The sequence below is a fragment of the Streptomyces sp. NPDC002671 genome (assembly GCF_053592475.1).
Window position 1 is genome coordinate 121653 of the sequence record NZ_JBSFVU010000003.1, and the last position, 26644, is coordinate 148296.

Consider the following 26644-nt stretch of genomic DNA (forward strand, 5'->3'; position numbering starts at 1 on the left):
TCAGCCCTCGCCTTCGACGACCCGGAAGACGGGAAGGACCAGCGCGCCGTCCTCGCCCCCGTCCCCGTCGTTGTCGTAGGTCCGGAACTCCACCCGCACCGGCAGGCCGATGCGCACCTTGTCGTACGGCACCCCGACCACGTTGCTCACCATCCGCACGCCCTCGGCGAGTTCGATCAGGCCGACCGCGTAAGGGGGCTCGAAGGCAGGGAAGGGCGGGTGGTGCATCACCACGTACGAGTGGACCGTGCCCGCGCCGCTCGCCTCGACCGTGTCCCAGTCCAGGCAGCCGCAGGCGTTGCAGCCGGGCAGCCAGGGGTGGCGCAGGGTGCCGCAGCCGGTGCAGCGCTGGATGAGGAGCCGCTGCTCGGCGACGCCCTGCCAGAACCCGGCGTTGTCCCGGTTGACCACCGGCCGGGGACGCCGGGCCCGGGTTCCGGGCTGGACCGTGGGTTCCCGGTGGGCCGGCGATCCGGCACGGGCCGGGGCGTACTTGAGGATGCGGAAGCGGTGCGTGCCGACAAGCTCGCCGTCCACCCGTACGTCCATGCGGGTCGTGACGAAGTACCCCGTGCCCAGCTTCGTCGTCTTGCGGTCGGAGACGGACTCGATCACCGCGTCGAAGGTGACCTCGTCGCCCGGCCGCAGGAGCCGCAGATACTCCTGCTCGCAGTCGGTGGCCACCACGGACGTACAGCCCGACTCGTCCAGCAGGCCGAGGAGTTCGTCGTAGGCGTCCGTGCGGCCCTCGTGGCCCGCGAGGCCGCCCATCGTCCACACCTGGAGCATGGTGGGCGGGGCGACGGCGTCCGGGCCCGCGTACGCCGGGTTGGTGTCGCCCAGCGCCTCGCACCAGTGCCGGATCATGGGCGCGTTGACCGGGTCCTTGCCCGCCCCGGCGACGACGGCCGGCCGCCCTTCGAACGTCTTGAGCCGCGCCTCCAGCCCGTCCGGCTCCACCCCGAGGACGCTCACCGTCGCCCCCTCGCCAGCCCGAGCCGCATCGTCGCGACGATCTCCCGCTGCACCTCGCTCACCCCGCCCCCGAACGTGTTGATCTGTGCCGCCCTGTTGAGCCGCTCCAGCTCGCCGTCCCCGAACACCCCCGGCGAACCGGAGCGGATCAGTGCCGCGTCTCCGGCGATCTCCTGACACATGCGATACGTCGCGACAGCCGATTCCGTTCCCGCGACTTTCACCGCGCTGGCGTCTCCCGGGGCTGTCCGACCGGCCGCCACATCCCCCACCAGACGCCAGTTGAGCAGGCGTGATGCCGCCAGACGGGCATGGGCTTCGGCCGCCCGAAACCGCACCCACGGCTCGTCAATGCGGCGCCTGCCCGTCACCGGATCGGGGGTACGGGCGGCGGCGAGCGCGGCGGCGTGGAACTCCTCGGCCTGCATCCCGGTCGCGGCGAGGGCGACCCGCTCGTGGTTGAGCTGGCTGGTGATGAGGGACCAGCCCCCGTTCTCCGCGCCGACCAGGTTCCCGGCGGGGACGTGGACGCCGTCGTAGTAGGTGGCCGTCGTCGTCTGCCCGCCGACCGTCGCGATCGGCGTCCAGGAGAACCCGGGGGCGTCGGTCGGCACGAGGATGACGGAGATGCCCTGGTGCTTGGGCGCGTCCGGGTCGGTGCGGCAGGCCAGCCAGATCCAGTCGGCGTGCTGGGCGCCCGAGGTGAAGATCTTCTGCCCGTCGATCCGCCACCCGTCGCCCTCCCGTACGGCCCGGGTCCGCAGCGCGGCGAGGTCGGTGCCGGCGCCGGGCTCGCTGTAGCCGATCGCGAAGACCAGTTCTCCGCTGAGGATGCGGGGCAGGAAGCGGGCTTTCTGCTCCTCGCTGCCGTACGTCATGAGGGTGGGCCCGACGGTGTTGAGCGTAACCATCGAGACGGGGGCGCCCGCCCGGTAGGCCTCGTCGAAGAACACGAACTGCTCGTCGGCACCGCGCCCCTGGCCGCCGTACGCGACCGGCCAGCCCAGTCCCAGCCAGCCGTCGGCGCCGATGCGGCGCAACAGGGCGCGCCCGTCGTCGTGTGCACGTCCTTCGTGCATCAAAGACCGGAAGTAGGCGCGGAGTTCGGCGCGCAGGCACTGCTGCCGTTCGGTGGGAGCGAGGTGCACGACGGGACCTCCCGGCCTCGCGGACCTGACAGAAACAGTTTCTGACTGTCCGTCAGATATCAGGGAGTGTCAAGGTGGGCCGCCCCGGAACCCGCGGCCGGCAAACGACTGCGCGGCGGCGCCGAAGCACCGCCGCGCAGTCGCCTTACGACCCCGAAGCACACCCCACGAGGGCCCTCCCCACGAGGGACCTCAGCCGAGGCTCACCACCACAGGTGGGTGAAGTTGATGGCGACGTTGTCGTTGCCCTGCTGGATGGCCGTCCAGGCGGAGCCCTTCACCTGAGCCGTGTTGCTCTGGTTCGAGGCGCCGGAGCCGACCGCGTTCTGCTGGGTGGTGGACGAGTTGCCGTTGTTGTTGTGACCGACCCCGCTGCCGATGATGCTCGACACACCCGCGTTCGATCCGTCGTCCGCGAAGGCGCCGTTGTCCGCGGCTGCGACGCCGGTGAAGAGGGCGGCTGCGAGCGGGAGAGCGGAAACGACGGCGAGAACGCGGGCGGTACGGATGCTTGCCATGTTTGTTCCTCCAGAACCAGCACTCGGGCCCTAAGGCCGGAAGTACATGAACTACGGCTTGCGCCAAGGCAGTTGGCCGACCGCCTGAGCTGTTGTGGACGACGTCGCGAGTCCAGAGTTGCCCACCGGATCCCCGGCGGACCCCCCGGGAAGCCCCGATTCCCACGCAAGCGTGATGACAAGTCGCTAAACCCCCAACGCCGCTTTTGATCCCTTCACGCCCAACAGCGGACGAGACGGACCTTTAATCCCCAAGCGCCACAAGAGGTGAACCGTTCCGTCGCCGTTCCGGCCAAGGCCCCCGCTCCCGGCGCGTCGACACCGGCCCCCTTCCCATTTTCGAACGTGCGTACGAAAATGAAGCCATGGCCACCACCGACCGGCAGGCCACGACGCTGGCCCTCGCACACGCCCTGTCAGCCGCCGAACGCGGACTGGCCGTCATCCCCCTGTCCCGGACGAAGCTCCCGGCCCTGCGCTCCCCCCACCGCGACGACCCCGACCCGGCACGGCCGCCCTGCCGCGGCGAATGCGGTCGCTTCGGCCACGGTGTGTACGACGCCTCGGCCGACCCGGTCCGCATCCGCGAACTCTTCGCCGCCGCCCCTTGGGCCACCGGCTACGGCATCGCCTGCGGGCTGCCCCCGCACCACCTGATCGGCGTCGACCTCGACACCAAGTCGGCCACGGACTCCTCGGCCGCCCTGCGCGAACTGGCCCTGCGGCACCTGTTCACGATCCCCGAGACGGTCGTCGTCATCACCCCGAGCGGTGGCCGCCACCTGTGGCTGACCGGCCCGCCGGACGTCGTCGTCCCCAACTCGGCCGGCCGGCTGGCTCCCGGCATCGACATCCGGGGCGCCGGCGGCTACCTCGTCGGCCCCGGCTCCCGCACCGACCACGGCGTCTACGCCACCGCCCCGGGCACCGCGCACCTGCCCCCGGCACCGTGCCCGCCGGCCCTCCTGCGCCTGCTCCTGCCGCCGCCACGCACCCCGCACCGGACCTCGCCACCGACGCCGACACCGCCACCTGCGCCGCCCGGCGACCACGGCCGGGGCCTGGTCCACTTCGTCCTGACCGCGCACGAGGGCCAGCGCAACACCCGCCTGTTCTGGGCGGCGTGCCGCGCCTACGAGAACGGCATCGGCCCGGCCCTGGTCACCCCGCTGATCGAGGCGGCCCTCAACACCGGCCTGACCGAACGCGAGGCACGGGCGACGATCGCGTCGGCGGCCAGGATGACAGGGCACCGCCCGTGAGAGGGCCGGTCCTCATGTCTTGGAACGCTGCTGCGCGTGCGCCCCTCTCCGGACGCCCTGCCTGGAGGAAACCTGGCCGACGAGTTCCCAGAAGCACACCAGGGACGTGACCGGTGGAATTCCGAGCGTCACGAACGCCAGCATGGAGCGGGACGAGTGACTGACGCACAGGGCCACCGCCATGGCCGAGGTGGCGAGGAGGACACCCCAGGAGCGGTTCGCGGGCTGGTGCTGAACGGTCGCCCGGAGAATCGAGAGAGCCGCGACGAACCACGGACCGTACACCGTGAGCGGCCACCATTGGGCCATATTCGGGGGCAATACGAACTCGGCGATCGTGCGGAGCTGGCCATAGGTATAGGTGACGGACCAAGCCAGCAGGCACGCCGCACACACCGAGATAATGGCGAACAGGACCGTCACCTGGGAGATGCGCTGATCGCCCCTCAAGAAGTGCGATTTCGACCGCATACGCCGCCGGTCGCTTCTGCGGAGCGGTTGGTCCACCGAGGCGGGAGGCGGGTTCGGGCTCGACACCGTGGACAGCATCTGGGTGAGTTCCTCATCCAGGTTCTGGCGGCTCAGCGTGGCGTCCAGCATCGCGTCGTCCCAGGGCTGCTGGGCGGGGAAGGGGACACTGTCGTAGGGGTGCAGTGTCCCGTACTCAGTCGTCAGAGGGTGTTGCGGGCTGTAGAAGTTCGTTCGGTCGTTGTACCAGTCCATCTGTTTCTTCCATGCCCTTTTCAGATCGTTCCGTCTAGAGCACGGACCCCGGACGGCCGCGCCGGTACACGTTCGGTTCTCATCGCCCTGATCTCATTCAGAAAATCATCCGATAAGCCGGAAATGCTTCCGTTGTTAGTCAACCCATATGAGTTGCCGATCAACAGAAGAATCCTTTCTCCGTACCTGGCCTGCATAACGAACGTGCTCAGAGAAGGGGCTGTACGGCGATTGGGTGATCGGCCCACACGAACGAATTACACGGGCTGCCGTTCAAACGCTTGAACGTAGGAAAAGCAGAAGGGGTGCCCCTCGGTGAGGGGCACCCCTTCTGATCAACGTGCACGCGGAGGCGGTGGGATTTGAACCCACGGTGACATCGCTGCCACGACGGTTTTCAAGACCGTTCCCTTCGGCCGCTCGGGCACGCCTCCTCGCTCCGTCCACCTGGGACGGAGCGGGTAGCAGCACGGTCGGACCGGGCGTCGGACGGGGGCGTGGTCCACACAGGGTCCACTGGCTCTGTTCCCAGCCGCCGGTATTGCCGCTTCGCGCGCCCTGGCCCTGCTTCCCATGGACTATGACCTTGTGATCCGTAGCTCTATGTGGATCGGTCATTGAAGGTCGTACAGGCCACGATGAGTGCTGTGAAGGCCAGTACTCGGCGCTGCCGGTTGCTGGGGTTGCTATACATCGATGCTGTACGGCCGGATGCAGCAACCGCCATATGAGGAGTTCGATCATGGGTATGGATCGTCCCCGCGTTCCCCTCCTTGCTGCCATCAACGATGGCCGGACTTCCCATGTTCCTCGGGCTTCCCATGCTCCTCGGGCTTGTTGCAGCGTTTGTCGGGCTTAATGTTGGTGGGGTCGGTGGCGGTGTGCTTGGCGCTGTCGCCGCCCCCAGTGACCGTGGCCCTGTTCGCTTTCCGGGCCGGAGCCTTGCACTTGCACGGCACGTCGACCTTCAGCTTGATCGGCGGGTAGCTGCTTCCGCCAGGCAGCACATCACTGCGGGTGCAGGTGAGGGTGGACAGGGTGCAGTTCCATCCGGAGCCGCTGATGGCTTTGGCGGTGAGTCCCTTCGGCAGGGTGTCGTGCACCGTGACCGTGCTGCCGTCGGTCGCGCCGGGCCCGTCGTTGCCGACCGTGATGGTGTAGGTGCCCCGCTTCCCCTGGACGAAGTCCCCGGTGTGGCTCTTGTGGATGGTCAAGGAGGGACGCTGAGGCTTGCTGACCGGGGTGATCGCCACACCGACCGGGCCGGTGCCGACGGGGACGGTGGCGGTGACCGTGTTGGTGGCGGTGTCGACCACCGACACATTGTCTGATCCGTTGTTGGCGACGTAGGCGTGCTTGCCGTCCGGGGTGATCGCCACGGCGAGCGGGTGGGTGCCGACGGGGACGGTGGCGGTGACCGTGTTGGTGGCGGTGTCGATCACCGACACATCGTTCGAACCGCCGTTGACGACGTAGGCGAACTTGCCGTCCGGGGTGATCGCCACGCCGACCGGGCCGGTGCCGACGGGGACGGTGGCGGTGACGGTATTGGTGGCGGTGTCGATCACCGACACATTGTTCGAGACTCTGTTGGTGACGTAGGCGAACTTCCCGTCCGGGGTGATCGCCACACCGCTCGGGAAGTCGCCGACGGGGACGGTGGCGGTGACCGTGTTGGTGGCGGTGTCGATCACCGACACATCGCCCGAGGTCCCATTAGTGACGTAAGCGTGCTTGCCGTCCGGGGTGATCGCCACGGCGAGCGGGTGGGTGCCGACGGGGACGGTGGCGGTGACCGTGTTGGTGGCGGTGTCGACCACCGACACATTGCTCGAATCGAAGTTGGCGACGTAGGCGAACTTGCCGTCCGGGGTGATCGCCACACTCTCCGGTTCGCTGCCGACGGGGACGGTGGCGGTGACGGTATTGGTGGCGGTGTCGATCACCGACACGTTGTCCGCGGCCGCGTTGGTGACGTAGGCGAACTTGCCGTCCGGGGTGACCGCCACACCGAACGGACCGTTGCCGACGGGGACGGTGGCGGTGACCGTATTGGTAGCGGTGTCGACCACCGACACATTGCTCGAATCGAAGTTGGCGACGTAAGCGTTCGGGCCTGGCGCCGCCCAGGCCGAGGACGAGGTGACGGCCGGCAAGGCCAGCCCTGCCAGCACGGCCAGCCCCACCATGCAGACCCGCGCCCACGCCCACGCCCACGGTCCAGGCCGGTCCACGCTCCCCGGACCGCGATGCGGCACAGTCTGTTTTCTATAGCGCCTGACCACTGGTACCTCCGTCTCGCATATAAGGGTGGGTGGCCCCTACCGGCCATACCGATGGCACCGACAGCAAGCCATGATCACTCGTCGTGACAATATGTCACCAAATGTGTATATGTGCGTTTCTGGCAATGCGACACTCTGTGCACCGCCCACACGGCCCCCTTGGGTGGGACTGTCCTGAATTTCGCGTAAGCCCTGGTGTGACCCATCCGGCATGAGGTGTCGCCTCTGTCGGGAAGGATCACCGATGGCGATCAAGGACGAGAGCCCGCGCGAGAGCGTCGCGAACAACTTGAGAGCGGGTGCGGAGTTGGCGCGAGCAGCCCAGCTGGACCGGGACTTGACCGAGCAGTTGATCGAACGGGCCCGCCAGGAAGGTGTGAATCTGGTCGGCGAGGGCGGGCCGCACGGAACTTGTGCCAGACCCCAACTAGCTCCCTTGCCGGGCACTTCCTGGCCTGTAGCACTCCACACGCGGCACGCGGCCTGGGTACCGTCAAGGGTAGAAGCCCCGACGGATGGAGCACGATGCCTCGCCGCCCGCTGGACCGCCGGCGCCTCACCCATAGGGGGGCGCGCTGATGCTGGAAGAAGCCGAAGAGATCGGCCGTCGCGCACGCCGTGCCAGGCTCCGCCTCGGCATGACGCAAGCCGACCTCGCTGCCGCCCTGGGCAAGACGCAGGGCTGGGTGTCCAAGATGGAACGCGGACACATCGAACTCGATCGCGTCGGCCTGCTCAACCTGCTCGCCTCGGAGCTGCACGTACACCCGAACGACCTGATCGGACGGCCGTACAACAGCTCCCCGGCCGAGAATCAGTGGCAGGTCTCTGCCGCAGCGATCATGCGCGAGCTGCGCCGTTACGACCTCGCTCCCGTCTTCGACGGATCTCCCCGCCCAGCCGGTCAGCTGTGGCAGGAAACCACCCGTCTGCACCGCCTCCGCGACGCCGCTGCGAACGTGGCGATCATGCAGGTGCTCCCCGACCTGTTCCGTGAAGCGCGCGCCCTGGCCGAAGTCGCCACGGGCCACGAGCAGGAAGAGGCGTACGCGATCTACGCAGTGTGCTGCAAGTTCGCTCACACTGCCGCGCACGCCCTTGGACACCCGGAGCTGGTCGCCATGGCATGTGAACGAGCCGCATGGTCCGCACGGCTATCAGGCGACCCGGTGATGCCTGCCGTCGCCGACTGGATGCGCGTCTGGGACATGTGGGCTACAGCGGATTGGGATGACGCCATTGCCCTGTCGGACAAGGCGATTCGCAGCGTGCAGCAAGAGTATGACCAGGGTGATCCGCTGGCCGTGCGGGCGTGGGGGTCACTGCAACTGCGCGCGGCTGTCTCGGCTGCGCGGGGCGGTCGCAAGGCCGAAGCGAAGGACCGGATCAAGCACGCGCGCGGTGCAGCCAAGCGGATGACGGAGGCCGTCGGCCCTCCGGTCTACGACCGCCACAGCCTGACCTTCTCGCCGGGCAACGTGCAGATCCACGCAATCAGCGTCGCCCTGGAGATGCATGAGCAACGCGAGGCACTGTCGATAAACCGGCGCACGAGTAAGGAGCTGATCGAGTCGCTTCCCAACTCGCGCCAGGGCCACCACCACATGGACCTGGCCCGCGCTTGGCTGTGGGACGGAAACCGCGACAAGGCGCTGAAGGAACTGGAGGAGGCCGAGAGCACCGCCCCCCAGCTCGTCCGCAATCACCCCATCGCCCGGTCAACCCTGCGCAGCATCGCGTACGCCGAGCGCGCGAGCACCCGCGAGAAGCTACGCCGCATGTCAGACCGCTTCCACCTCGACGGATGAGGGTCGTATTCCTGCGGTTCATATTGGGCTTGGGAGATCTTCCTAGCTTCGAGGTATGGCCGAACGAACCTCGAAGCAACTTCCCGCGCGGGGCGTCGAGTTAACCGCTGGCGCCCCGTTCCACCCCCGCCTTGGCGACCTGGCCCTCGACCTCGCCAAGGCAGGCAAGATCGGGGTGGTCGTCGCCCTGCCGAGCGACAGTTCGGCGTCGTACCAACTGCGTCCGCCGGGCGGTGGTGAGGACTGGCGCGCGAGATCTGACGGGTCCACCCTGCGCCCCGTGCCGGTCCCCGTCACGCACGTCGCTCCCATGCGGCGAGACGCCATCTACGACCCGCGCGCTCAGCAGGCCGCGCTGCCGGTAACCGTCCACTACGAGGACGGCGGCGCCTGCGAGACGATGCTCGTGCTCACCCCGGCGCAAGTCGAGCTGTACTCCATCCAGTTCGGACAGCTCATCGAGGCGAGGGATTCGGCACGGGAGCATGCGCAGTGAGCCGGGCCGTGCTGATGCTCGCCCCGCCGGCTTCTGCACGTGCCTCGATGCGGTCGCCCGTCGCCTTCCGCTGTGAGGCGATCGCCCACGACCTCAGCGGCTCCCGCGAGGTGCTGCTCGCCACCTACCGGGGCCGTTCGGCACGGCTCGCCGCCCGGTGGCTGCGCGCTGAGGCTCACCACCTCGCCCGGCTGCTGTCCCCGGACCCCGGGGCCCCGTTCCTCCGGGACGCGCCCCTCACCACCGCAGGTCCGGACGTCCCTCACCCTGGCGCTGAGCTGCGTGCGTGGGCCGACAGCGACCACGCATACGAGCATGCGTTGCGCTCCCTCGCCACGGGCCGCGCGTTCGTGTTCACCGTGACGGACTACGACGCCCGGTACTCCCTCCGGGTGTATCCGCTGCCCACCCGCCGACAGGCACCGCCTCAAGCCCCCGTCCCCGCCCGGTGCCCACCCCACTCCCCAGCGGGGACGGGCCGCCACCGGAGGCCCCGAGGGCGGCGCACGACCCGATGACTCCCGCCTTCGCGCCTCCCCTTCTCCCCGGGTGCGGGGGCGGGTCCACCCCCTCTGTCCTGAGCCTTACCGCCCAACCAAGGGAAGTGAGCCAATGGAACAGTTCGAGCGTGCTCGTCTCGATTCGTACTTCACGCGTGTCGCGGACACCTTCGCCCCGGCGGAAATGCCGTCGGCTTTCCTGATCACGCACCTGCTGCCCGAGCGACCCGCGTTCGTACGGGCAGTGGGCATCAGTACCAACCTGCGGGCCGTGTTGCCCAAGCCCAAGTCCGTCGACCTCACCGCCCGCCGCGAGATCGAGAAGACAACGCAGTGCGACGCCCTCTCTCGGGATCTGTTCGAGGACCCCGACAGCGCGGTCGACTACATCGAGTCGCGGGCCGGTGGTGAAGCCGTCGTGCTGCTCGACGTCGGTGGGTACTTCGCGCCGACAGTCGACGCCCTGTGCGAGCGGTTCTCGGGCCGCCTCCTGGGCGTGGTCGAAGACACGGAGAACGGGCGCAAGCGGTACGCCAACGCGGAGAAGCTGCCCTGTCCGGTGGTCTCCGTCGCCCGCTCTCCGCTGAAGGACCCCGAGGATTTCCTCGTGGGTCAGTCGGTCGTCTTCTCGACCGAGGCCCTGATGCGCAGCCGTGGGGACATCCTGCACGGCCGCACGGCCCTCGTGATCGGGTTCGGCAAGCTCGGTTCCAGCATCGCCCGCCTGCTGCACGCCAAGGGCGTACAGGTCACCGTGTACGACCTCGATCCCGTCCGCCGCACACAGGCGCTCTCGCAGGGCTTCACCGTCGCCAGGGACCGCGACGCCGCTTTACACGGGGCCGGTCTGATCCTCTGCGCGACCGGCGCCGTATCGCTGCGGGGCGAAGACTTCTCGGCCCTGCGGAACGGCGCCTACGTCGCCACAGTCACCAGCAGCGAAGACGAACTCGACCTGGCCGGCCTCCCCGACGTGTACCAGCGGACCCCGAACGGGGAGCACATCACCCGCTACCAGACGACCGGGCACTACTTCTACCTGCTCAACGGTGGCAACGCCGTCAACTTCCTGCACGGTGCCAGCGTCGGCCCGTTCATCTACCTCGTGCAGGCCGAGATACTCGCGGGCGTCCGAAACCTCGCCCGTGGCGACCTCGGGCCCGGTATGCACGAGGTCGACGCCGCAGACCGCGCGACCATCGCCGGAACATGGCTGAACTACTTCAACCGCTAGGAGAAGCAACCCCATGCCGATCACCGCGCAACACGTGCGCGAAACCGTCTCCGCCTACCTCGCCGACCACCCGGACGAGAAGGATGCTCTCTCGCCCCTGTGTGAAGTCGTCGAGCGGGCTGGCGATGCGGTCGCCTCGCGCAAGGAATTCCGCGGACACGTCACCGCCGGTGCCGCCCTGGTCCGCCCCGACGGGCGCGTTCTCACCATCGAACACCGCGCCCTGCGCAAGTGGTTGCTGCCCGGCGGGCACGTCGAGGACAGCGACGCGACCCTTCGGGACGCCGCCCTGCGCGAGTTGGCCGAGGAAACCGGCATCAGCAGTGGCCAGGTCGAGCCGAACGGTGACGTGCCTCTGCACATCGACGTTCACTCGATCCCGGCGAACGACGCCAAGGGCGAGCCTGAGCACCTGCACTTCGACTTCCGGTTCCTGTTCCGGACCACCGTCGATGCGGTCGAGCTGCAAGAGGAAGAAGTCACGAACTACTCGTGGCAGTTCGCGGACATGCTGACCACCGAGCCTCTGCGCTCGCGGGTGATGGCAGCCGCCGCACGGCCGTAGCGGGCCGCAGCAAGCCAGCCGTACAGCCATCGCTCCCCCGAGACGGCGGTACAGCTTCCCCCGGCGCCCGCCGCTCGCTGCCCGTGCCACGAGCGACGGGCGCCAACAACAGGAGACCGGACCACCCCTCAGCCTGGACAGCAATCAGGGGTGGTCCGGTCCTGGAATCCCTGGTCAGGACCCCGGTGCCGATGGTACCGGGGTGGTCGGCGTGCCCGGATGCGGGTGCGGCTGCAACCCCGGTGCCCTGTTGTCGAGTTGGAGAGGGTCACTGTTGAGGTCCGGCCGGCTGAATCCCAGTTCTGACCTGAGCCACCGAAAGTCAGCCACGACGGCGGGTGCGCCGAACGAGCACCCGTCACGTGTGTTTCCAGCAACCCCGTACCGGCCTCAGCCACGCTTCTTCCATGCGTCACGGGCCGCACCTCGATCCGGCCTGGGCGCTGCCGACATGGCATGGCAACTGGGCTCGGACTGCGGCTCTGTGGGCTATGCGGCTCGGAGCGGTGGGCGGTTGGGTGGCGTGGTCGTGCTTGGTGAGTGTCGGCCTAGTCCTGGTGCTCGCAGCGGTCGGGTTGCTTCCTGGTCCGGCTGTCCGCCTTGACGGTGCTGCGCGCTGAGCGGGTGGGGGCCGCCGGAGCGGTGGCGGAGACAAGGAGCGGCGGCGGCCCTTGGCCGCCAGCGCGCGCGGCCCGCCGTAGGCGGGCCGCCTTGATCCAGTAAAGAAACTCTGAACAGCTCCGCTGCGCTGGGCCCCTGGCCGGTCGCACGGCCATGCGCATACCCCGACTTCCCGCCCGCTCGCAGGTTCCTGCGCCGCTTTAGGGCCGATTGATCCGCATTCATGCCCGTTTACTCTGGCGGTCGCCGGAATTTATCCACAGGCGGGGATTGCAGGATGCCATTGCGGGCTCGGTCGGGCCCACCCCGCCATTCCGTGACCTTTTCATGACCTTGGTCGGGGGCTGATGGTCGGTGTGGTGGTCGGTGGCGAGTGCTGGGCTGATTTCTTCCGGGCGACTGTCACACCGATGGGTTTTACGGCACCTGTAGCAGACGAGCACGGGGATCTGCCTGGGTCCCGAAATCGGAGTGGAGGAGTGATGTGGATCGCAGAAATGGGCGTCACACCGATGCAGATTTCGACACCTCTATAGGCGGTCCGCAATGGAGCGGCCGGCGGAACATAGCCGACGATCGCCGGTTACCCAAACCGGCGATTCTCCGGACCATTGATGCCCTGACCGACGAACGGAAGGACGAGTGGCGTGAGCGCGCATGCACACGGGCCCGCCCGACGGGACGCGAAGGAAGGTTTTTGCCCGCCCCGCGGGAGCGTGGCGCCGCTTGCCTCCTACGTGTCCGGTCTAGCCGGTAGACCTGTCTCAACAGTCGCGATGACGGTTTGCCGAGCGGCACGGGCAAGCCCTGATCCGGTGGTGGATGGCCGCTGGGCAAGCCTTCGGGCAAGCCCCCGGCGCTTGGCTGAACTCGGCACGCAGCAACGACACAACAACGAACGGGTGGAAATGAACAAGCACGAGGCAGCACTGATAGCGGCAAAGCTCAAGGAAGTCGAAGACAAGGTGGCGCGGCTGGAAGATTTGGCGCGTCGGGTCTTCGAAAACGTTCGTGCTACTTCTTCGGCGGCTTCTTCGCCTCGGTGACGCCGCCGAGTTGCCCGAAGACCTGGAACAGAGTGTCCAGCCTGGCGTTTATGGCATCCAGCCGTCCGGACAGTTCGACGTATTCCGGCGTGGGCATCTGCCCGCCGCTTGCCGCCTCGGGAGTGCCGGCCTTCGGGTCGGCCTCCGGCAGAGGATCCGCGACGAAATTGCCCCGGCCCGGCATGGTGTTGATCAGCCCCTCGTCGCGCAACATGCGCAGGGCGGAACGCGCGGTCATGTTCGCGATCTCGTAGGTCGCCTCTAGGTCGCGAGACGAAGGGACCCGTTCGCCCGGCTTGAGGCGGCCGGATCGGATCTGCCGCCGTAGTTCCTCGGCGACCAGACGGTATGGCGGGGTGTCGGAATCCTTGGGCAGCTTCATAGCCCGAGGATAGCGGGCCTGGCCCGTCTACCGCAGTAAGACCCTGTTGCACCTCCTATTTTCCGCATGTGCTTACCCCACCCAAGGTGCGATGTGCGCTAGGCGCTTGACGGACTTCTGGCGGGTAGCGCACTGTTGATCTCGCTTCGCCACCCCGGCGGAGCACCTACCGAAAGGACGTAACACCCATGGCTCGTATCCGTGTTGGCCTGCTGCCCTCCGCGTCGTTCATGGTCGGCAACATGGCGGTGCCGAAGTACACAGACGCCGAGAAGACCCAGTTCGCGACCGACCGTGAGACCGGCGCGAAGCTGTTCACGGTCACCCTCTTCTTCATGGAGGAGGACCGTGCCGAGGCGCTGAAGATCACGGTTCCGGAGACCGGTCTCCCCAACGGCCTCAAGCCGGGTGTGCCGGTGATGCCCGTGGAGCTGTTCGCCACCCCGTGGGCCCGGATCTTCAACGGTTCGCTCTCGGACGGCATCGCCTACCGCGCCGAGCGTCTGGACCTGGTCGGCGGTCCGGCTTCGGCCGCTGAGGCGGCGTGAGCGGTACTGCGTTCCGGTCCGGCGTCGAGTGCAGTTACCCGCTGCCTCACGCCGGGCCGGATGCCCGGCTCAGTGACTCCCTCATCAACTCGGTGGCGGCCGTGCTCGTCGGCTACGGCTTCCCGCGCCTCGCCGCCCCGGATCGGGCGGCCCTCGAAACGGCCCTTGCGGCCTTCCTCTACAACTCTCAGGAGAGCAACACATGAAGGACAACGACCCGACGGGAGGGGCCTTCGGCTACGGCGCCCTGGTCGTCGGCGTGGTACTGGCCGTGCTGGTCGGCTGGTCGGTGTGGTGGGTGGTGCGCTACCTGCGGGCCGATGCCATGACCCGGCAGTCCATCCGGCAGGCCGTGCGGGTACGGCGGACGTGGAAGCGGCTCGCGCAGATGCTGAAGCTGTGTGCCACGGACAAGATGCCGACCCCGCTGGCCTCGCTGGCGAACTCGGACGGCAAGCCCGTCAAGCCCCGCGTCCTGGTCCCCGCGCTGAAGGTCACGCATGACGGGTTCGGGGTGATCGCACGGGCGACCTGTCTGCCGGGCGTCGGCCTGGCGGAGTTCCAGAAGGCGGCCCCCTACCTGGCGGATGCCTGGCGTATGACCCGAGTGTCAGCGCTGCCGGGGGACAAGCCCGGACAGGTCATGCTGCGCGGGGTGCGCGTGGACCCGCTGATCACGCCGACCGTTCACGCGCCCACCGGTCGGCCGCCTGAGGAGTACGCGAAGTGGGACCTGGGGGTGGACGAGTTCGGCATGCCCGTCTTCGTGCCCCTCAAGGAAGTGCCGGGGGTGGCTGTCGGCGGCCTGCCGGGCTTCGGGAAGACCTCGTGTGTGAACCGGCTGGTGTGTGACTGGGCGCCCTCGCCGGCCGTGCAGTTCGTCTTCTTCGACGGGAAGGTGTCCCACGCCCACGAGGGCGACTACGCCGACCTAGTACAGCGGGCGTTCGCGTTCTGCGGGGATGACCTGGAAGAAGCGAACAAGCTCCTCAAGGAGCTGGTGGAGCTGCGCCGTGCCCGCTCCGCGCGCATCCGCAAGGTGCTGGGCAAGAAGAACATGTGGCACGTCGGCCCGTCGGCTGACTGGCCCCTGATCGTCATCGTCATCGACGAGGCCCATACCTACTTCCGCGACTACAAGGGCTCCGACCAGGCCACGAAGCGGCTGGCGGCGTTCGCTGCGGAGAACGCCCGGCTCACGGAGGACCTGGTGAAGAAGGGCCGCTCAGTCGGCTTCCTGACCCTGCTCACCACGCAGAAGACCACCGGTGACGCCATCCCCACCTTCATCCGCGATGTCTGCCCGGTCGGCCTGTCCTTCGCACAGAAGACCGCTGACGCCGCCGTGGCCGCGCTCGGCGACGACATCCGCGAGTGGCCTGACGCGAGCCCGGTCCTTCTCCAGGACCCCGCGTACGTCGGTGTCGCGGTCATGTCCCAGCACGGCCGCCCCGGCTTCATCCGCATCCGCACCCCCTACGTCGCCGACGAGGACGCCGCCCGCGTCGCCGAAGCCACCGCCCACCTGGTGCACCACCCGGCCCGGCTTCTGGAGGAGCTGACCGGACGGACGGTCGTGGACCTCACCAAGGATGACCCCGAGCCCCCGACCATGGCGGCCTGACATGCGCCGATTCATGAGGATCTACATCCGACACATGCCCAAGGCGATCATCGCCCAGGACTTCGACAGGTCCGGTCGGATCGGCATCGCCGCGTACCGCGTCGCCAACGCCAACGAACGCCGGGTCCTGGAGACCTGCCTCGGCCCGAACGCCGCCCGCCGGGCCGACCTCGCCCTGAGGTCCTGACCACCCCTGACCGATTCCCCACCGACACCACGAGAGGAGGTGAACTCCCAATGTCTGAGGACCGGATCACCCAGCGCACCGTGACCGTGGTCATGGGCATCATCGCCGCCCTGGCGTTCGTCTTCTCCTTCGGCAACGTCTGGGCACTGGCCCTGCGCCTGGGCGTCCCCGCCCCCATCGCACCCCTGATCGCCCCCATGGTCGACCTGTCCGTGGTCGGTCTGCTGGTCGCCCTGCGCTACCTCTCCCTGCGCGGCGTCCCGCCCGAGCAGATGAAGGCGGCCACCCGCCTCATGCACGTCTCCGGCCTGCTGACCCTGGCCCTCAACATCGCCGAACCCATCGTCGCCCGGCACTACGGCCGCGCCGCTGTCGACGCCGTAGCCCCGCTGCTGCTCCTCGGCTGGGGAGCGGTCGGCCCGCAGCTCCTGCGTTCCTTCCACACGGTCGCCACCGATGCAACCGACCCGGCGCCCGTTGCCAGGACGGGACTGGCCGAAGAACTCGCCCCGGCCTCCACCGAGCCGGAACCGATCTCGACGCCTGAGCAGCCCGTCGCTCCGGAACCGGCCCCGGCTCCGGCGGCTCCGGCTCAGGTCACTCCGGTCACCGCCCCGGCTCCCGCCGCACTCGCTGCTGCGCTCGCGGCCAAGGTGCCTGAGCCGCTGCTGACCGAAGCACGCTCCATCGCCGCATCCCACCACGCCGAGCACGGCGAGCCCATCACGGCGGCCCAGCTCAAGAGGCGACTCGGCATCGGCCTGCCCATGGCCACCGCCCTCCACGCCGCCCTGTAGGGCCGCACCCTCCGCCGGCCTTCCCGGCACCTCCCATCCTCGCCCACCCCTGAGCCCGACCCGTCATGCCTGCGGGCAGCAGCCCGAGCGCACTGAATCGCTGCTGCCCGCAGGCCGCACCCTCGCGCCAGAAGGGAGACCCCGCCACCCATGCGCCGCCCTCTCGACCTGCGCCACGTCATCAGCCCCGGCCTGCGGGACCTGATCGAACTGGCCAACACCAACGACTTCGACCGCGTACAGCAGCAGGTCCGCGACCTGCGCGGCTGCACCAGCCCCGTCAACCTTCATGGCTGGACCGTCACCACCGACCAGACCACCAAGGAAGTGGTCCGCTCCTACCGCTCCGAAGACGAACCCACCGGGCGCCTGCTGACCACCTGCGGCAACCGCCGCGCCTCCCGCTGCCCCGCCTGCTCCCGGGTCTACGCCGCCGACACCTACCACCTGATCAAGGCCGGACTCTCCGGCGGCAAGGACGTCGCCGAAACCGTCCGCGACCACCCCCGCGCCTTCGTCACCCTCACCGCCCCCTCCTTCGGCCCTGTCCACCGCAGCACCGACAGTGCGGGCAAGCCCCGCCGCTGCCGCTGCGGCACCCAGCACGCCGACGATGACCCGGCTTTGAGTACCCCGCTGAACCCGGCCACCTACGACTACTCCGGGGCGGTGCTCTGGAACGCGCACGCCGGACAGCTCTGGGCACGCTTCACCACCTACCTGCGCCGCGCCCTGGCCAAGCACTTCGGCATGACGCAGAAGGCGCTGAACTCGGCCCTGCGCGTCTCCTTCGCCAAGGTCGCCGAGTACCAAAAGCGCGGCCTGGTCCACTTCCACGCCGTGATCCGCTTCGACGGACCCGACGGCCACACCACCGAGCCCCCGCCCTGGGCCACCTTCGACGCCCTGCGCGTCGCCGTGGGCCTGGCCGTCGAGCGCGCCCGGCTCACCGTCGAGTCCGACTCCATCGGCGAACGCGTCATCGCCTGGGGCCGCCAGTTCAAGGTCGACCCCATCACCGCCCTGGGCGACGGCGAACTCACCGACGCCCGCGTTGCCGAGTACACCGACGCCAAGGTCGCCGGATACGTCGCCAAGTACGCCACCAAGAACGCCGAAGGCGCGGGCACCGTGGACCGCACCCTGATGTGCCGCCCCTGCGCCGGACGGGGCTACCTACGCGGCCCCGACGGCTTCCACGACCGGTGCACCGACTGCGACAGCACCGGACAGACCGAACCCATCAAGGCCCTGCCCGTCCAGCAGCACGTACGACAGATGATCCGCATCGCCTGGGCCCTCGGCCACCTGACCGAGTTCGCCGAACTCAAGCTCTGGAAGTGGGCCCACATGCTCGGCTTCCGCGGCCACTTCTCCAGCAAGTCCCGCGCCTACTCCACCACCCTCGGCGCCCTCCGCGACGTACGCCGCGCCTGGCGCCTCGCCCAGGCCGAAGCCGCCCGCCTCCGCGCCGGCCTCCCCGCCACCGACGAGACCACCCTCGTCACCGCCTCCTCGTGGACCTACCTCAGCAGCGGCTACCGCCCCGGCGAAGAACTCATCGCCGCCCAGGTCCGCCACGACATCGCCCACGCCCAACGCATCAAGTCCGAAGGAGATCCCTGGCTGTGACCACTCCGACCAAGGCCTACAGGCAGACGCTGAAGCTGGGGGAGGCTCTCGCCGAGATCGGGGTGTCCCGTGCCGCCTTCTACCGCATGCGCGCGCGGGGCCAGGCCCCCAGGCACCTGAAGCTCCCCAACGGTCAGATCCGCATACGCCGGGCCGACCTCGACGCCTGGTTCGACTCGTGCGAGGTGCAGGAAGCGTGCTGACCTACGACGTGCAGATCCGGGGTATCCGCAAACGGCCCAACCGTGTGGCGACCTATCAGCTCCGTTGGCGGGTCGGCCCCCGCCCCTTCTCCAAGAGCTACAAGATCAAGGCTCAGGCCGACGGTCGGCGCTCGGAGCTGCTGGCCGCCCTGCGCAACCGAGAGCAGTTCGACACGGAAACCGGCCTGCCCGCCTCGGAAGTCCAGGCGCTCAACTCGTCCACCTGGTACGCCCACACCCGTGCGTACGCCGAGATGAAGTGGCCAGGCGCCTCGGCCAAGCACCGCGCGAGCATTGCTGACACGCTGGCGACCATCACGCCGAAGCTGGTCAAGGACAAGCGCGGGGCTCCGGCTCCCAAGGTGCTACGGATCGCGCTCTACTCGTGGGTCTACCGGTTCGTCCTGGACGACGACGGGACGCTGAAGCCCCGCCTTGACCTTGAAGAACCCCCGGCCGACATCGTGGCCGCGCTGGACTGGATCGCTCGCAAGTCGGTGGACATCACCGACCTCAACACACCGTCGGTGGTGCGGACCGCCCTCGACGCGCTGAAGCTCAAGCAGGACGGCACGGCCGCTGCCGAGAACACGGTGAACCGCAAGCGGACGGTCTTCAGCAACTGCCTGCGCTACGCCGTGGAACGAGAGCTGCTGACGACGATGCCCCTCGACAAGGTGGACTGGACAGCGCCCGAGGCCGATGACGAGATCGACTTCCGGTTCGTCCCCGGCCCGAAGCTGGCTAAGGCGCTCATCGATACTGTCGCCGAGCAGGGCGAACGCGGGCGGCATCTGACGGCGTTCTTCGGCTGCCTCTACTACGCGGCCAACCGCCCTGGTGAGGCGGTCAGTCTGCGTGAGGACGACTTCACCCTTCCCGAAGAGGGCTGGGGTGAAGTCCTACTCTCCACGAGCATGCCCCGAGTCGGCTCCGGATGGACCGACACGGGCGAGTCGTTCGATACACGCGGCCTGAAGAAGCGGGCCCGCAAGGCGACCCGGCCGGTGCCCATTCCGCCCGTGCTCGTCCGGCTGGTCCGCGAGCACATCAAGGAGTTCGGCGCTGCCGAAGACGGTCGGCTGTTCCGCGCGTTCCAGGGCGGCCACCTCCTGTCCAAGGAGTACGGAGAGGTCTGGAAGGCGGCTCGGCTCGCGGTGCTGACAGAGTCCGAGGCTGCCTCACCGCTGGCTGACGTGCCGTACTCCCTACGCCACGCGGGCGTCTCGCTCTGGCTTGAGTCCGGCGTCTCCCCGGCCGAAGTTGCACGCCGGGCAGGCCACAGCATCGCGGTTCTGTTCCGGTTCTACGCCAAGGCGATTCACCGCAACCAGCAGCACTCGAACGAACAGATTGAGCGGGCTCTGGAAGCAGCAGCCGAAGAGTAGTCCGGCCAGGCCAGACCATGCCGCCACAATGTGAGTCACGTACACGTCGCCCTCACTGGCAATCAGTAAGTGTGGGGGCGACGCATCTTCGTACGTTGACGTGGCTCTGAACGCGTCACATCACTCACTGTTCAGGGACGCCGGGAGTTCGTGGGGTGCCATATCGCGGTCCGGCGGCCCTCTTCAGCTCGTTGCGGAACCGGTTGGGATCGACTCTGGTGGCGGTGTCCCGTCCGTAGAGCATGAAACCACCGCCCTGACGGGTGGTGACCCCGTTTGCGACGAGCCACTTGGACGTCGGCTCGTTCGTCTTACTGAACCACGCGACGACCTCATGCTTGCCGGCGGCGTTTCTTTCGACAGTGATGGCTTCCAACGTGTCCCATCGGACCGTGAAGCCCTTGAGCTTCCGGTTCTCCCTCACCCAGCGGCTGAAGGTGATGCCGTCGTCGTGGATGGTGACTACATCCGAGAGATCAAGGTGTCCCCGCCACCAACCCACCAGTTGTAGGCCCAACCCGAACACCGAGCCCAATACGAACCAGCCCACGAACATATGCCCGATAAAGGTGCCTGCCGAATCCGAGGGAGAGTGTTCGGCCCAGACGAGGCTGATGACGGGGCCGGCAAGGAGGATTCCTGTACAGCCCAGGCCGTAGGGCGCGAAGCCGTCGACGGGATCTTCGTCATACGCCTTCTTCAGCTCGGCTCGTGTGTTGGTGAATTTCACGGTTTCGGGCCGTACTGGCTTCTTGGGCGGCTCTTTGACAGGGGGCTTCGGAGGCTTGGGAGGCTTGGGAGGCGTAGTGAGCATCACCAACGCATCGGGGATGGTGGGACGTTGGGTGGGGTCCTTCTCCAGCAGGCCGGCGATGAGAGCGGCCAGCCGACCGGCCTTCACCGGTGGGCGAGGGGGGTCGGTCAGGGCGGCGGTGGGATTTCCCATCGGGAACGGCATCGCACCCTCCACTGCCGCGTACAGCGTCACGCCCAGTGAGAACAGGTCGGCCCGGCCGTCGCTCTGCGCGCCGTGAAGCCGCTCGGGGGCTATGAAGCCGGGCGACCCGATGACGAGAGCGGTCGCCGTCAGGCGTGGATCGGTCTGCCCGACGGCGATCCCGAAGTCCGCGAGGAGCACCTCTCCGCTGTCGGTGAGCATCACGTTGGCCGGCTTCACGTCCCGGTGAACCACACCTGCCTTGTGAGCCGCCTCCAGCGCGCTGAGCAGTGCCTGGGCGATAGCAGCGGCCCGCTCGACGGCCAGCGGGCCGCGTTCCTGCAGTTCTTCCGCGAGCGAGTATCCCTCCACCAACTGCATGACGATCCAGGGGACTTCGTCCACCTCGACGACGTCATGCACGGTGACGATATGAGGGTGATCGCGCAGCCGGGCCGCGTTGCGAGCCTCTCTTGCCGCGCGGGCCAGTAGTTCTGCGCGCTCCTCGTCCGGCAGCGTGCTGCCCAGATGAACCTGTTTCACCGCCACGTCTACGCCCAGAGCTGTGTCGTGAGCCCGCCAGACTTGGCCGAACCCGCCGGCACCTAGCCGATGGTCCAGCCTGTACCGGCCGCCGATTAGCGCTCCCGGCTGCGTCCCACTCGTCATCGTGCCCCCGTTCGACATGGGTCGACGTACTCGATGCGTCTCTCTTCAGATCGGCATGAAGAGGAGACGAAGACTCCCCTTCGCCGGGTTCCGGCCGCGCAGGCACAAGGCCGAGAACCGGAAGTACGTACACACCTTCCTACCGTTGTCACTGACATGCCAGCACCCGGCCCGTCGATGGTGCACCAACGGCTGATCATCGACCGCGAGAAAGTGCCTGGTGTCGTTCACGGCTGCATATCCCCTGAACAGCTGGCAGACGTCAAGCGTCTGCACCACTGACCGTCTGGTCCACGCCTGGTCCACGCACAGTGATCCACAACGCGACAGAGCCGGATCAGGGTGAGACAGGCCCCACGCCGAAAGGGTGCCCCTCCACGAGGGGCACCCCTTCTGACCTGCAAGGCTCATGACCTTGGCGGAGGCGGTGGGATTTGAACCCACGGTGACATCGCTGCCACGACGGTTTTCAAGACCGTTCCCTTAGGCCGCTCGGGCACACCTCCCGGCGCCCGCCTGTGATCGGCAGGGCGGGGTACAGCGTACCGGCCGCACGGCGGAACGTGAGGGGGGCGCCTCCTCCCGAGAGAGGCGCCCCGGCGCTCACGCGCGCGCGGCGGGTCAGTTGTCGCCCTGGCGGGAGCCCAGGACGAGGTCCACCGTGTGCTCCTGGCCGCCCCGCTTGTAGGTGATCGTGACCTTGTCACCCGGCTTGTGGGTCCAGATGTCGCCGATCAGGGTCGGGCCGCTGTCGACCACCATGTCGTCCAGCTTGGTGATGACGTCACCGGGCTTGAGGCCCGCCTTGGCGGCCGGGCCGCCCGCCTCGACCGGGGAAGAGCCGCCCGCGCCCTGGTCGGTGATCTTCGCGCCGTCGGTGGACTCCTCCAGGGAGACGGACGCACCGATCCTGGCGTACACCGGCTTGCCGGTCTTGATCAGCTGCTGGGCGACGTACTTGGCCTGGTTGACCGGGATGGCGAAGCCCAGGCCGATCGAGCCGGACTGGCCGGAGCCTCCGAAGCCGCCGCTACTGGTCGACTGGATCGCGGAGTTGATGCCGATCACCGCGCCGGCGGCGTCCAGCAGCGGGCCGCCGGAGTTGCCGGGGTTGATGGACGCGTCGGTCTGCAGGGCGCTCATGTACGAGGCCTTGCTGCTGGCGCTGCCGTCGCTGGAGGCCACCGGGCGGTTCTTGGCGCTGATGATGCCCGTCGTGACCGTGTTGGACAGGCCGAACGGGGCACCGATAGCGATGGTCTCGTCGCCGACGGCCACCTTGTCGGAGTCGCCGAGGGCGAGGGGCTTCAGGTCGGACGGCGCGTTCTTGAGCTTGATGACGGCGACGTCGTAGCCCTGCGCGTGGCCGACGATCTCGGCGTCGTACTTCTTGCCGTTGGGGAAGGTGGCCGTGAGCTTGCCACCGTTCACCGCGTCGGCCACCACGTGGTTGTTGGTGACGATGTGGCCCTGGGTGTCGAAGACGAACCCGGTGCCGGTGCCGCCCTCGCCGCTGGTGCTCTCCGCCTCGATGGTGACCGTGCTGGGCAGCGCCCTGGCGGCCACGTTGGCGATCGTGCCGGGGGCGCGCTTGACCTGGGTGGCGCTGCCGTCGGAGGCGGAGACGGTGGTGGAGCCGTTGTTGTCGTTGTCCTTGGCCAGCGTGTAGCCGAGGCCACCGCCCAGGCCGCCCGCGACCAGCGCCGCCACCAGGACCGCGGCGACCAGTCCCCCGCGCCCGTTGCGGGGCTTGGGCGCGGGCTGCTGGTACGACGCTCCCCAGCCGGCCCCCGCACCGCCGTCGCCGGCTCCACCGGCTCCGGGGGCGCCGTAAGCGCCCGCGCCGCCGTCGCCGTACGCGGGCGTGGCCGGCGGCGGAGGAGACGGCCAGGAGCCGTCAGGAGCGGCGGGGGAGGGCGGCTGGGCGCCCTCGGCGGGGGTGTCCTGAGCCTGCGTGGCGGGCACCGGCGGGAGCGGAGCCGTCGGCGCGTTCCCGTCGGGCGCGGCGCCCTGCGGGGAAGCAGCGGGAGTTGCCACCGGCACGGGAGGTGCGGACGGGGCCTGGGGTACCGCGTTGCCCTCGTTCTCGGTGCTCACAGCTCTTCTCCTCGATCCACGGCTGTTGCTCGATCCACGGCTGTTGTATGCAGTCAGCTTTTCCCACGGGCCGTCAGAGCACCATAAGCCGTGGCTGTGGGTTCACGACCACTCTTTAGATGGGACATTTCCGTCAAAACTTACATACACGAGCAGGGTGCTCACCCTCGTTCACCCCACGGACGCGCTTACGCCACCCCGCGTACGTCTCGACGGTGGCACCATGACGCAGTGACACACGCACCACAGCGCTCCATCCAGGTCGTCGCCCATCGGGGAGCCTCCGAAGATGCCCCCGAGCACACCCTGGCCGCCTACAAGAAGGCGATCGAGGACGGCGCGGACGCCCTGGAGTGCGATGTACGGCTGACCGCCGACGGCCACCTGGTCTGCGTCCACGACCGACGGGTGAACCGCACCTCCAACGGCCGCGGCGCCGTCTCCGCGCTGGAGCTGGCCGAACTCGCCGCCCTGGACTTCGGCTCCTGGAAGACCCGCGAGCCCTGGCGCGGACGGGACGAGGAGCCCGACTGGGTGCAGCGGCCCGAGGACCGCGGCGACACCTCCGTGCTCACCCTGGAGCGCCTGCTGGAGCTGGTCTCGGACGCCGGGCGGCGGGTGGAGCTGGCCATCGAGACCAAGCACCCCACGCGCTGGGCGGGCCAGGTCGAGGAGCGGCTGCTGACACTGCTGAAGCGATTCGACATGGACGCGCCGGCCAGCGCCGCCGAGTCCCCGGTCCGGGTCATGAGCTTCTCCGCCCGCTCCCTGCACCGCGTCCGGGCCGCCGCCCCGACCCTGCCGACGGTCTACCTGGTGCAGTGGCTCTCGCCCCGGCTGCGCGACGGGCGCCTGCCCGGGGACGTGCGGATCGCGGGCCCCTCCATCCGCATCGTGCGCAACCACCCCACCTACGTCGAGCGGCTGAAAAGCGCCGGTCACCAGGTCCACGTGTGGACCGTGAACGAGCCCGAGGACGTCGACCTCTGCGTCGAACTGGGCATCGACGCCATCATCACCAACCGCCCGCGCGCGGTGCTGCGCCAGCTCGGCCGCTGACCCGGCCACGCCCGCGAGCTGCCCAAGAGTCGGGTAAAGACGGGCCCGCACCCCTTGACCCGGGCCCGCGGCTCCTGGATGCTCCCTTCTCGGCCAGACCACCGAAATCAAGCCACACGACCAGAGACCCGTCACGGGGAGTGCTCCGGCGCGTTCGCTCCGTATGTAGTCGTTACGAATGCGTCACCGGAAGAGGATTGGCCGGTTTCCGGTACAGGCCAATGGGGCATCCACACCGTGGCGTGGGGCAAAGGAGGTCTCGGGGGTGGCGTTGGTGGTGGCACAGGAGGTGCCCACGTCGTCGAGCATGGCCGTTCCCCATGGCCCTGCGGGCGTGGGGAAGGCGAGACACCGAATGCGTGCGCAACTGCGCAGCGGGGGTGTATCCGAATCGGTCATCGACGACGCCGTACTGATTCTTTCCGAACTGTTGAGCAACGCCTGCAAACACGGGCGGCCACTGGGCGACGTGTCGGCCGGTGACGGCGACGTCCGCGCGGCGTGGCGGGTGGACCCGCGGGGGCGGCTCATCGTGGAGGTGACGGACGGCGGCGGCCCGACCCGCCCGGCTCCGGCCACCCCGTCGGTGACCGCGCACGGCGGCCGGGGGCTCAACATCATCACGGCCCTCGCCGACGACTGGGGAGTACGGGACGACATCCAGGGCGAGGTGACGGTCTGGGTCGTGGTCCACGCGGACGTTCATGATCCCGATGCCGGGCGCCACGGCGGGGATTTCGCTACGCGCGTCACGGCCTCCGCGGTACCGGCCCTGGCCGAACTGGACTTCGCGGACGCGTTCGAGGACCTGGACTGACTTCTCCGGGACCCGCCGGACTCCTGCCGGACTGCCGGGGACCCACGTGTCCATTGTCCGCAGGTTCCCGTCGGCGATGGCTCGAACGGCTAGGCTCCCGCCCGTACCAGACGAGCCGTAACCGGGAGACCCAACCATGGCCAAGAAGCGACCCCAGACGAAGGCCAAGCCGCAGATCACGGACGAAGAGATCCCGGTTGTCGGCGCCCGTGAGCCCTGCCCCTGCGGCAGCGGCCGGCGCTACAAGGCGTGTCACGGCCGGGCCGCCGCGCACGCCGCGACCGAGCTGGTGCACCGCCCGTTCGAGGGGCTGCCGGGCGAGTGCGACTGGGTGGCGCTGCGGGAACTGGTCCCGGCCGCCACGGTCGAACTGCCCCTCAAGGACGGCCTGCCCGGGGGCGTCCCGTCGGTCGCGCTCGCCACCGTGCTGCCGATGGCCTGGCCGGCGCTGCGCCGGGACGACGGCTCGGTGCTGCTCGGCCTGCAGAACGACACCGCGTCCGGCGACATCAGCCGCGACCTCGCCGACACCCTCCTGCGCGCGCTGGAGGCCGAGCCCGGCACCCCGGTACAGGGCCGCCGCGCCCCCGCCGGCGGTCCGCGGCTGCAGGATCTGCTCGACCCTGAAGGCGCGTTCGAGCCAGTTGTGCACAGCGGCTTCGAGTTCTGGGTGCCGGACGCGGAGAACGCCGCCCCGGAGGTGGCCGCGTCCCTGGAGCGGGCCAACGCCGCCGCCATCCCGACCGCGAAGCTGACCGGCGTGGACGCGGCCTACTGGTGCCAGACCCCGGAGAAGAACCACCTGCGCTGGGTCATGCCGCATCCGGAGGAGCAGCTTCTGGACGCTCTCGCGCGGCTGCACGCGGCGGGCCGCTCCAGCCTCGGCGAGGGCACCCGGCTCGTGGGCTCCTTCCGTGCTCACGGCCTCACCGTGCCGGTCTGGGACCTGCCGAGCGGGGTCGGTGCCGAGGACATCGAGAAGCCGGCCGCCGAATTCGCCGAGCGCCTCGCCGCCGCCCTCGCCGTGCGGGAGCCGCTCACGGCCGACGAGCGCCGGGCGCGCGGCGGGCTGACCAACCGGCAGGTCACGCTCAGCTGACGCCCCGCGCGCGCGTGTCATGGC

26 protein-coding genes and 2 tRNA genes are annotated in these 26644 nt (G+C 68.8%); 18 read left to right on the top strand and 10 right to left on the bottom strand.

The window, feature by feature from the left end; genetic code table 11:
- The 3 genes from ACWD35_RS05390 to ACWD35_RS05400 all read right to left on the bottom strand — a co-directional run bounded on the left by ACWD35_RS05390 (window position 1) and on the right by ACWD35_RS05400 (window position 2641).
- Window positions 1–975: a bifunctional MaoC family dehydratase N-terminal/OB-fold nucleic acid binding domain-containing protein gene (locus ACWD35_RS05390; protein WP_451349815.1), complete on the bottom strand. Its 975-nt coding sequence runs from the start codon at window positions 973–975 to the stop codon at window positions 1–3.
- A complete protein-coding gene (locus ACWD35_RS05395; protein ID WP_451349816.1) occupies window positions 972–2123 on the bottom strand; it encodes an acyl-CoA dehydrogenase family protein in 1152 nt (383 codons plus the stop codon). The genes ACWD35_RS05390 and ACWD35_RS05395 overlap by 4 nt, the downstream gene beginning before the upstream one ends.
- Before the next feature lie 203 nt (window positions 2124–2326).
- Window positions 2327–2641 carry a hypothetical protein gene (locus tag ACWD35_RS05400; RefSeq protein WP_451349817.1) on the bottom strand — a complete coding sequence of 105 codons (315 nt, stop codon included), beginning with the start codon at window positions 2639–2641 and terminating at the stop codon, window positions 2327–2329.
- 365 nt (window positions 2642–3006) lie between these two features.
- Here ACWD35_RS05400 and ACWD35_RS05405 point away from each other — a divergent pair, with 365 nt between their 5' ends.
- A complete protein-coding gene (locus tag ACWD35_RS05405; RefSeq protein WP_451349818.1) occupies window positions 3007–3903 on the top strand; it encodes a bifunctional DNA primase/polymerase in 897 nt (298 codons plus the stop codon).
- Between the two features lie 12 nt (window positions 3904–3915).
- Here the strand turns inward: ACWD35_RS05405 and ACWD35_RS05410 are convergent, their stop codons facing one another.
- The 3 genes from ACWD35_RS05410 to ACWD35_RS05420 form a co-directional block, all read right to left on the bottom strand.
- Window positions 3916–4626 carry a DUF2637 domain-containing protein gene (locus ACWD35_RS05410; protein ID WP_451349819.1) on the bottom strand — a complete coding sequence of 237 codons (711 nt, stop codon included), beginning with the start codon at window positions 4624–4626 and terminating at the stop codon, window positions 3916–3918.
- A gap of 347 nt (window positions 4627–4973) precedes the next feature.
- Window positions 4974–5060, bottom strand: a tRNA-Ser gene (locus ACWD35_RS05415).
- A 348-nt stretch (window positions 5061–5408) separates the two neighbouring features.
- Window positions 5409–6815, bottom strand: a complete 1407-nt coding sequence (locus tag ACWD35_RS05420; RefSeq protein WP_451350062.1) for a beta-propeller fold lactonase family protein — start codon at window positions 6813–6815, stop codon at window positions 5409–5411.
- Window positions 6816–7489: 674 nt separating this feature from the next.
- On the opposite strand from ACWD35_RS05420, the gene ACWD35_RS05425 reads away from it, so the two are divergent.
- The 6 genes from ACWD35_RS05425 to ACWD35_RS05450 all read left to right on the top strand — a co-directional run bounded on the left by ACWD35_RS05425 (window position 7490) and on the right by ACWD35_RS05450 (window position 13181).
- Complete coding sequence (locus ACWD35_RS05425; RefSeq protein WP_451349820.1) at window positions 7490–8719, top strand: helix-turn-helix domain-containing protein; 1230 nt, start codon at window positions 7490–7492, stop codon at window positions 8717–8719.
- 55 nt (window positions 8720–8774) lie between these two features.
- Entirely contained in the window at window positions 8775–9215 is a 441-nt protein-coding gene (locus tag ACWD35_RS05430; RefSeq protein WP_451349821.1) for a hypothetical protein, read from the top strand.
- Complete coding sequence (locus ACWD35_RS05435) at window positions 9212–9733, top strand: hypothetical protein (protein WP_451349822.1); 522 nt, start codon at window positions 9212–9214, stop codon at window positions 9731–9733. The genes ACWD35_RS05430 and ACWD35_RS05435 overlap by 4 nt, the downstream gene beginning before the upstream one ends.
- A gap of 94 nt (window positions 9734–9827) precedes the next feature.
- A complete protein-coding gene (locus ACWD35_RS05440; RefSeq protein WP_451349823.1) occupies window positions 9828–10949 on the top strand; it encodes an adenosylhomocysteinase in 1122 nt (373 codons plus the stop codon).
- 13 nt (window positions 10950–10962) lie between these two features.
- On the top strand, window positions 10963–11514 hold the full coding sequence (locus ACWD35_RS05445; RefSeq protein ID WP_451349824.1) for an NUDIX hydrolase: 552 nt from the start codon (window positions 10963–10965) through the stop codon (window positions 11512–11514).
- Window positions 11515–12995: 1481 nt separating this feature from the next.
- Window positions 12996–13181 carry a hypothetical protein gene (locus tag ACWD35_RS05450; protein WP_451349825.1) on the top strand — a complete coding sequence of 62 codons (186 nt, stop codon included), beginning with the start codon at window positions 12996–12998 and terminating at the stop codon, window positions 13179–13181.
- Here the strand turns inward: ACWD35_RS05450 and ACWD35_RS05455 are convergent.
- The gene (locus ACWD35_RS05455; RefSeq protein ID WP_451349826.1) at window positions 13150–13563 is read right to left on the bottom strand and encodes a GntR family transcriptional regulator; all 414 of its coding nucleotides are present in this window, start codon (window positions 13561–13563) and stop codon (window positions 13150–13152) included. The two genes, ACWD35_RS05450 and ACWD35_RS05455, sit on opposite strands and share 32 nt — an antisense overlap.
- Window positions 13564–13751: 188 nt before the next feature.
- Here ACWD35_RS05455 and ACWD35_RS05460 point away from each other — a divergent pair, with 188 nt between their 5' ends.
- The 8 genes from ACWD35_RS05460 to ACWD35_RS05495 all read left to right on the top strand — a co-directional run bounded on the left by ACWD35_RS05460 (window position 13752) and on the right by ACWD35_RS05495 (window position 19942).
- Window positions 13752–14111 carry an SCO3933 family regulatory protein gene (locus ACWD35_RS05460; protein ID WP_451349827.1) on the top strand — a complete coding sequence of 120 codons (360 nt, stop codon included), beginning with the start codon at window positions 13752–13754 and terminating at the stop codon, window positions 14109–14111.
- Window positions 14108–14317 carry a hypothetical protein gene (locus ACWD35_RS05465; RefSeq protein ID WP_451349828.1) on the top strand — a complete coding sequence of 70 codons (210 nt, stop codon included), beginning with the start codon at window positions 14108–14110 and terminating at the stop codon, window positions 14315–14317. Before ACWD35_RS05460 ends, ACWD35_RS05465 begins: the two co-directional genes overlap by 4 nt.
- Window positions 14314–15735 carry an FtsK/SpoIIIE domain-containing protein gene (locus ACWD35_RS05470; RefSeq protein ID WP_451349829.1) on the top strand — a complete coding sequence of 474 codons (1422 nt, stop codon included), beginning with the start codon at window positions 14314–14316 and terminating at the stop codon, window positions 15733–15735. The genes ACWD35_RS05465 and ACWD35_RS05470 overlap by 4 nt, the downstream gene beginning before the upstream one ends.
- A 34-nt stretch (window positions 15736–15769) precedes the next feature.
- Window positions 15770–15922, top strand: a complete 153-nt coding sequence (locus tag ACWD35_RS05475; RefSeq protein ID WP_451349830.1) for a hypothetical protein — start codon at window positions 15770–15772, stop codon at window positions 15920–15922.
- Window positions 15923–15972: 50 nt separating this feature from the next.
- Entirely contained in the window at window positions 15973–16719 is a 747-nt protein-coding gene (locus ACWD35_RS05480; protein WP_451349831.1) for a DUF2637 domain-containing protein, read from the top strand.
- A 150-nt stretch (window positions 16720–16869) separates the two neighbouring features.
- A complete protein-coding gene (locus ACWD35_RS05485) occupies window positions 16870–18351 on the top strand; it encodes a replication initiator (protein ID WP_451349832.1) in 1482 nt (493 codons plus the stop codon).
- Entirely contained in the window at window positions 18342–18554 is a 213-nt protein-coding gene (locus tag ACWD35_RS05490) for a helix-turn-helix transcriptional regulator (RefSeq protein WP_451350063.1), read from the top strand. The genes ACWD35_RS05485 and ACWD35_RS05490 overlap by 10 nt, the downstream gene beginning before the upstream one ends.
- The gene (locus tag ACWD35_RS05495; protein ID WP_451349833.1) at window positions 18548–19942 is read left to right on the top strand and encodes a tyrosine-type recombinase/integrase; all 1395 of its coding nucleotides are present in this window, start codon (window positions 18548–18550) and stop codon (window positions 19940–19942) included. The genes ACWD35_RS05490 and ACWD35_RS05495 overlap by 7 nt, the downstream gene beginning before the upstream one ends.
- A 124-nt stretch (window positions 19943–20066) precedes the next feature.
- On the opposite strand, the gene ACWD35_RS05500 is transcribed toward ACWD35_RS05495, so the two are convergent.
- From ACWD35_RS05500 to ACWD35_RS05510, 3 genes are all read right to left on the bottom strand, one after another.
- Window positions 20067–21566: a serine/threonine-protein kinase gene (locus ACWD35_RS05500; RefSeq protein WP_451349834.1), complete on the bottom strand. Its 1500-nt coding sequence runs from the start codon at window positions 21564–21566 to the stop codon at window positions 20067–20069.
- Between the two features lie 398 nt (window positions 21567–21964).
- A tRNA-Ser gene (locus ACWD35_RS05505) sits at window positions 21965–22054 on the bottom strand.
- 115 nt (window positions 22055–22169) lie between these two features.
- Window positions 22170–23645 carry a trypsin-like peptidase domain-containing protein gene (locus ACWD35_RS05510; RefSeq protein WP_451349835.1) on the bottom strand — a complete coding sequence of 492 codons (1476 nt, stop codon included), beginning with the start codon at window positions 23643–23645 and terminating at the stop codon, window positions 22170–22172.
- Window positions 23646–23876: 231 nt separating this feature from the next.
- On the opposite strand from ACWD35_RS05510, the gene ACWD35_RS05515 reads away from it, so the two are divergent.
- The 3 genes from ACWD35_RS05515 (at window position 23877) to ACWD35_RS05525 (ending at window position 26620) form a co-directional block, all read left to right on the top strand.
- Window positions 23877–24704 carry a glycerophosphodiester phosphodiesterase gene (locus ACWD35_RS05515; protein ID WP_451349836.1) on the top strand — a complete coding sequence of 276 codons (828 nt, stop codon included), beginning with the start codon at window positions 23877–23879 and terminating at the stop codon, window positions 24702–24704.
- A gap of 178 nt (window positions 24705–24882) precedes the next feature.
- Window positions 24883–25521: an ATP-binding protein gene (locus tag ACWD35_RS05520; RefSeq protein ID WP_451349837.1), complete on the top strand. Its 639-nt coding sequence runs from the start codon at window positions 24883–24885 to the stop codon at window positions 25519–25521.
- Between the two features lie 136 nt (window positions 25522–25657).
- Window positions 25658–26620: a DUF5926 family protein gene (locus ACWD35_RS05525; RefSeq protein WP_451349838.1), complete on the top strand. Its 963-nt coding sequence runs from the start codon at window positions 25658–25660 to the stop codon at window positions 26618–26620.
- The last annotated feature ends 24 nt before the right edge of the window (window positions 26621–26644 follow it).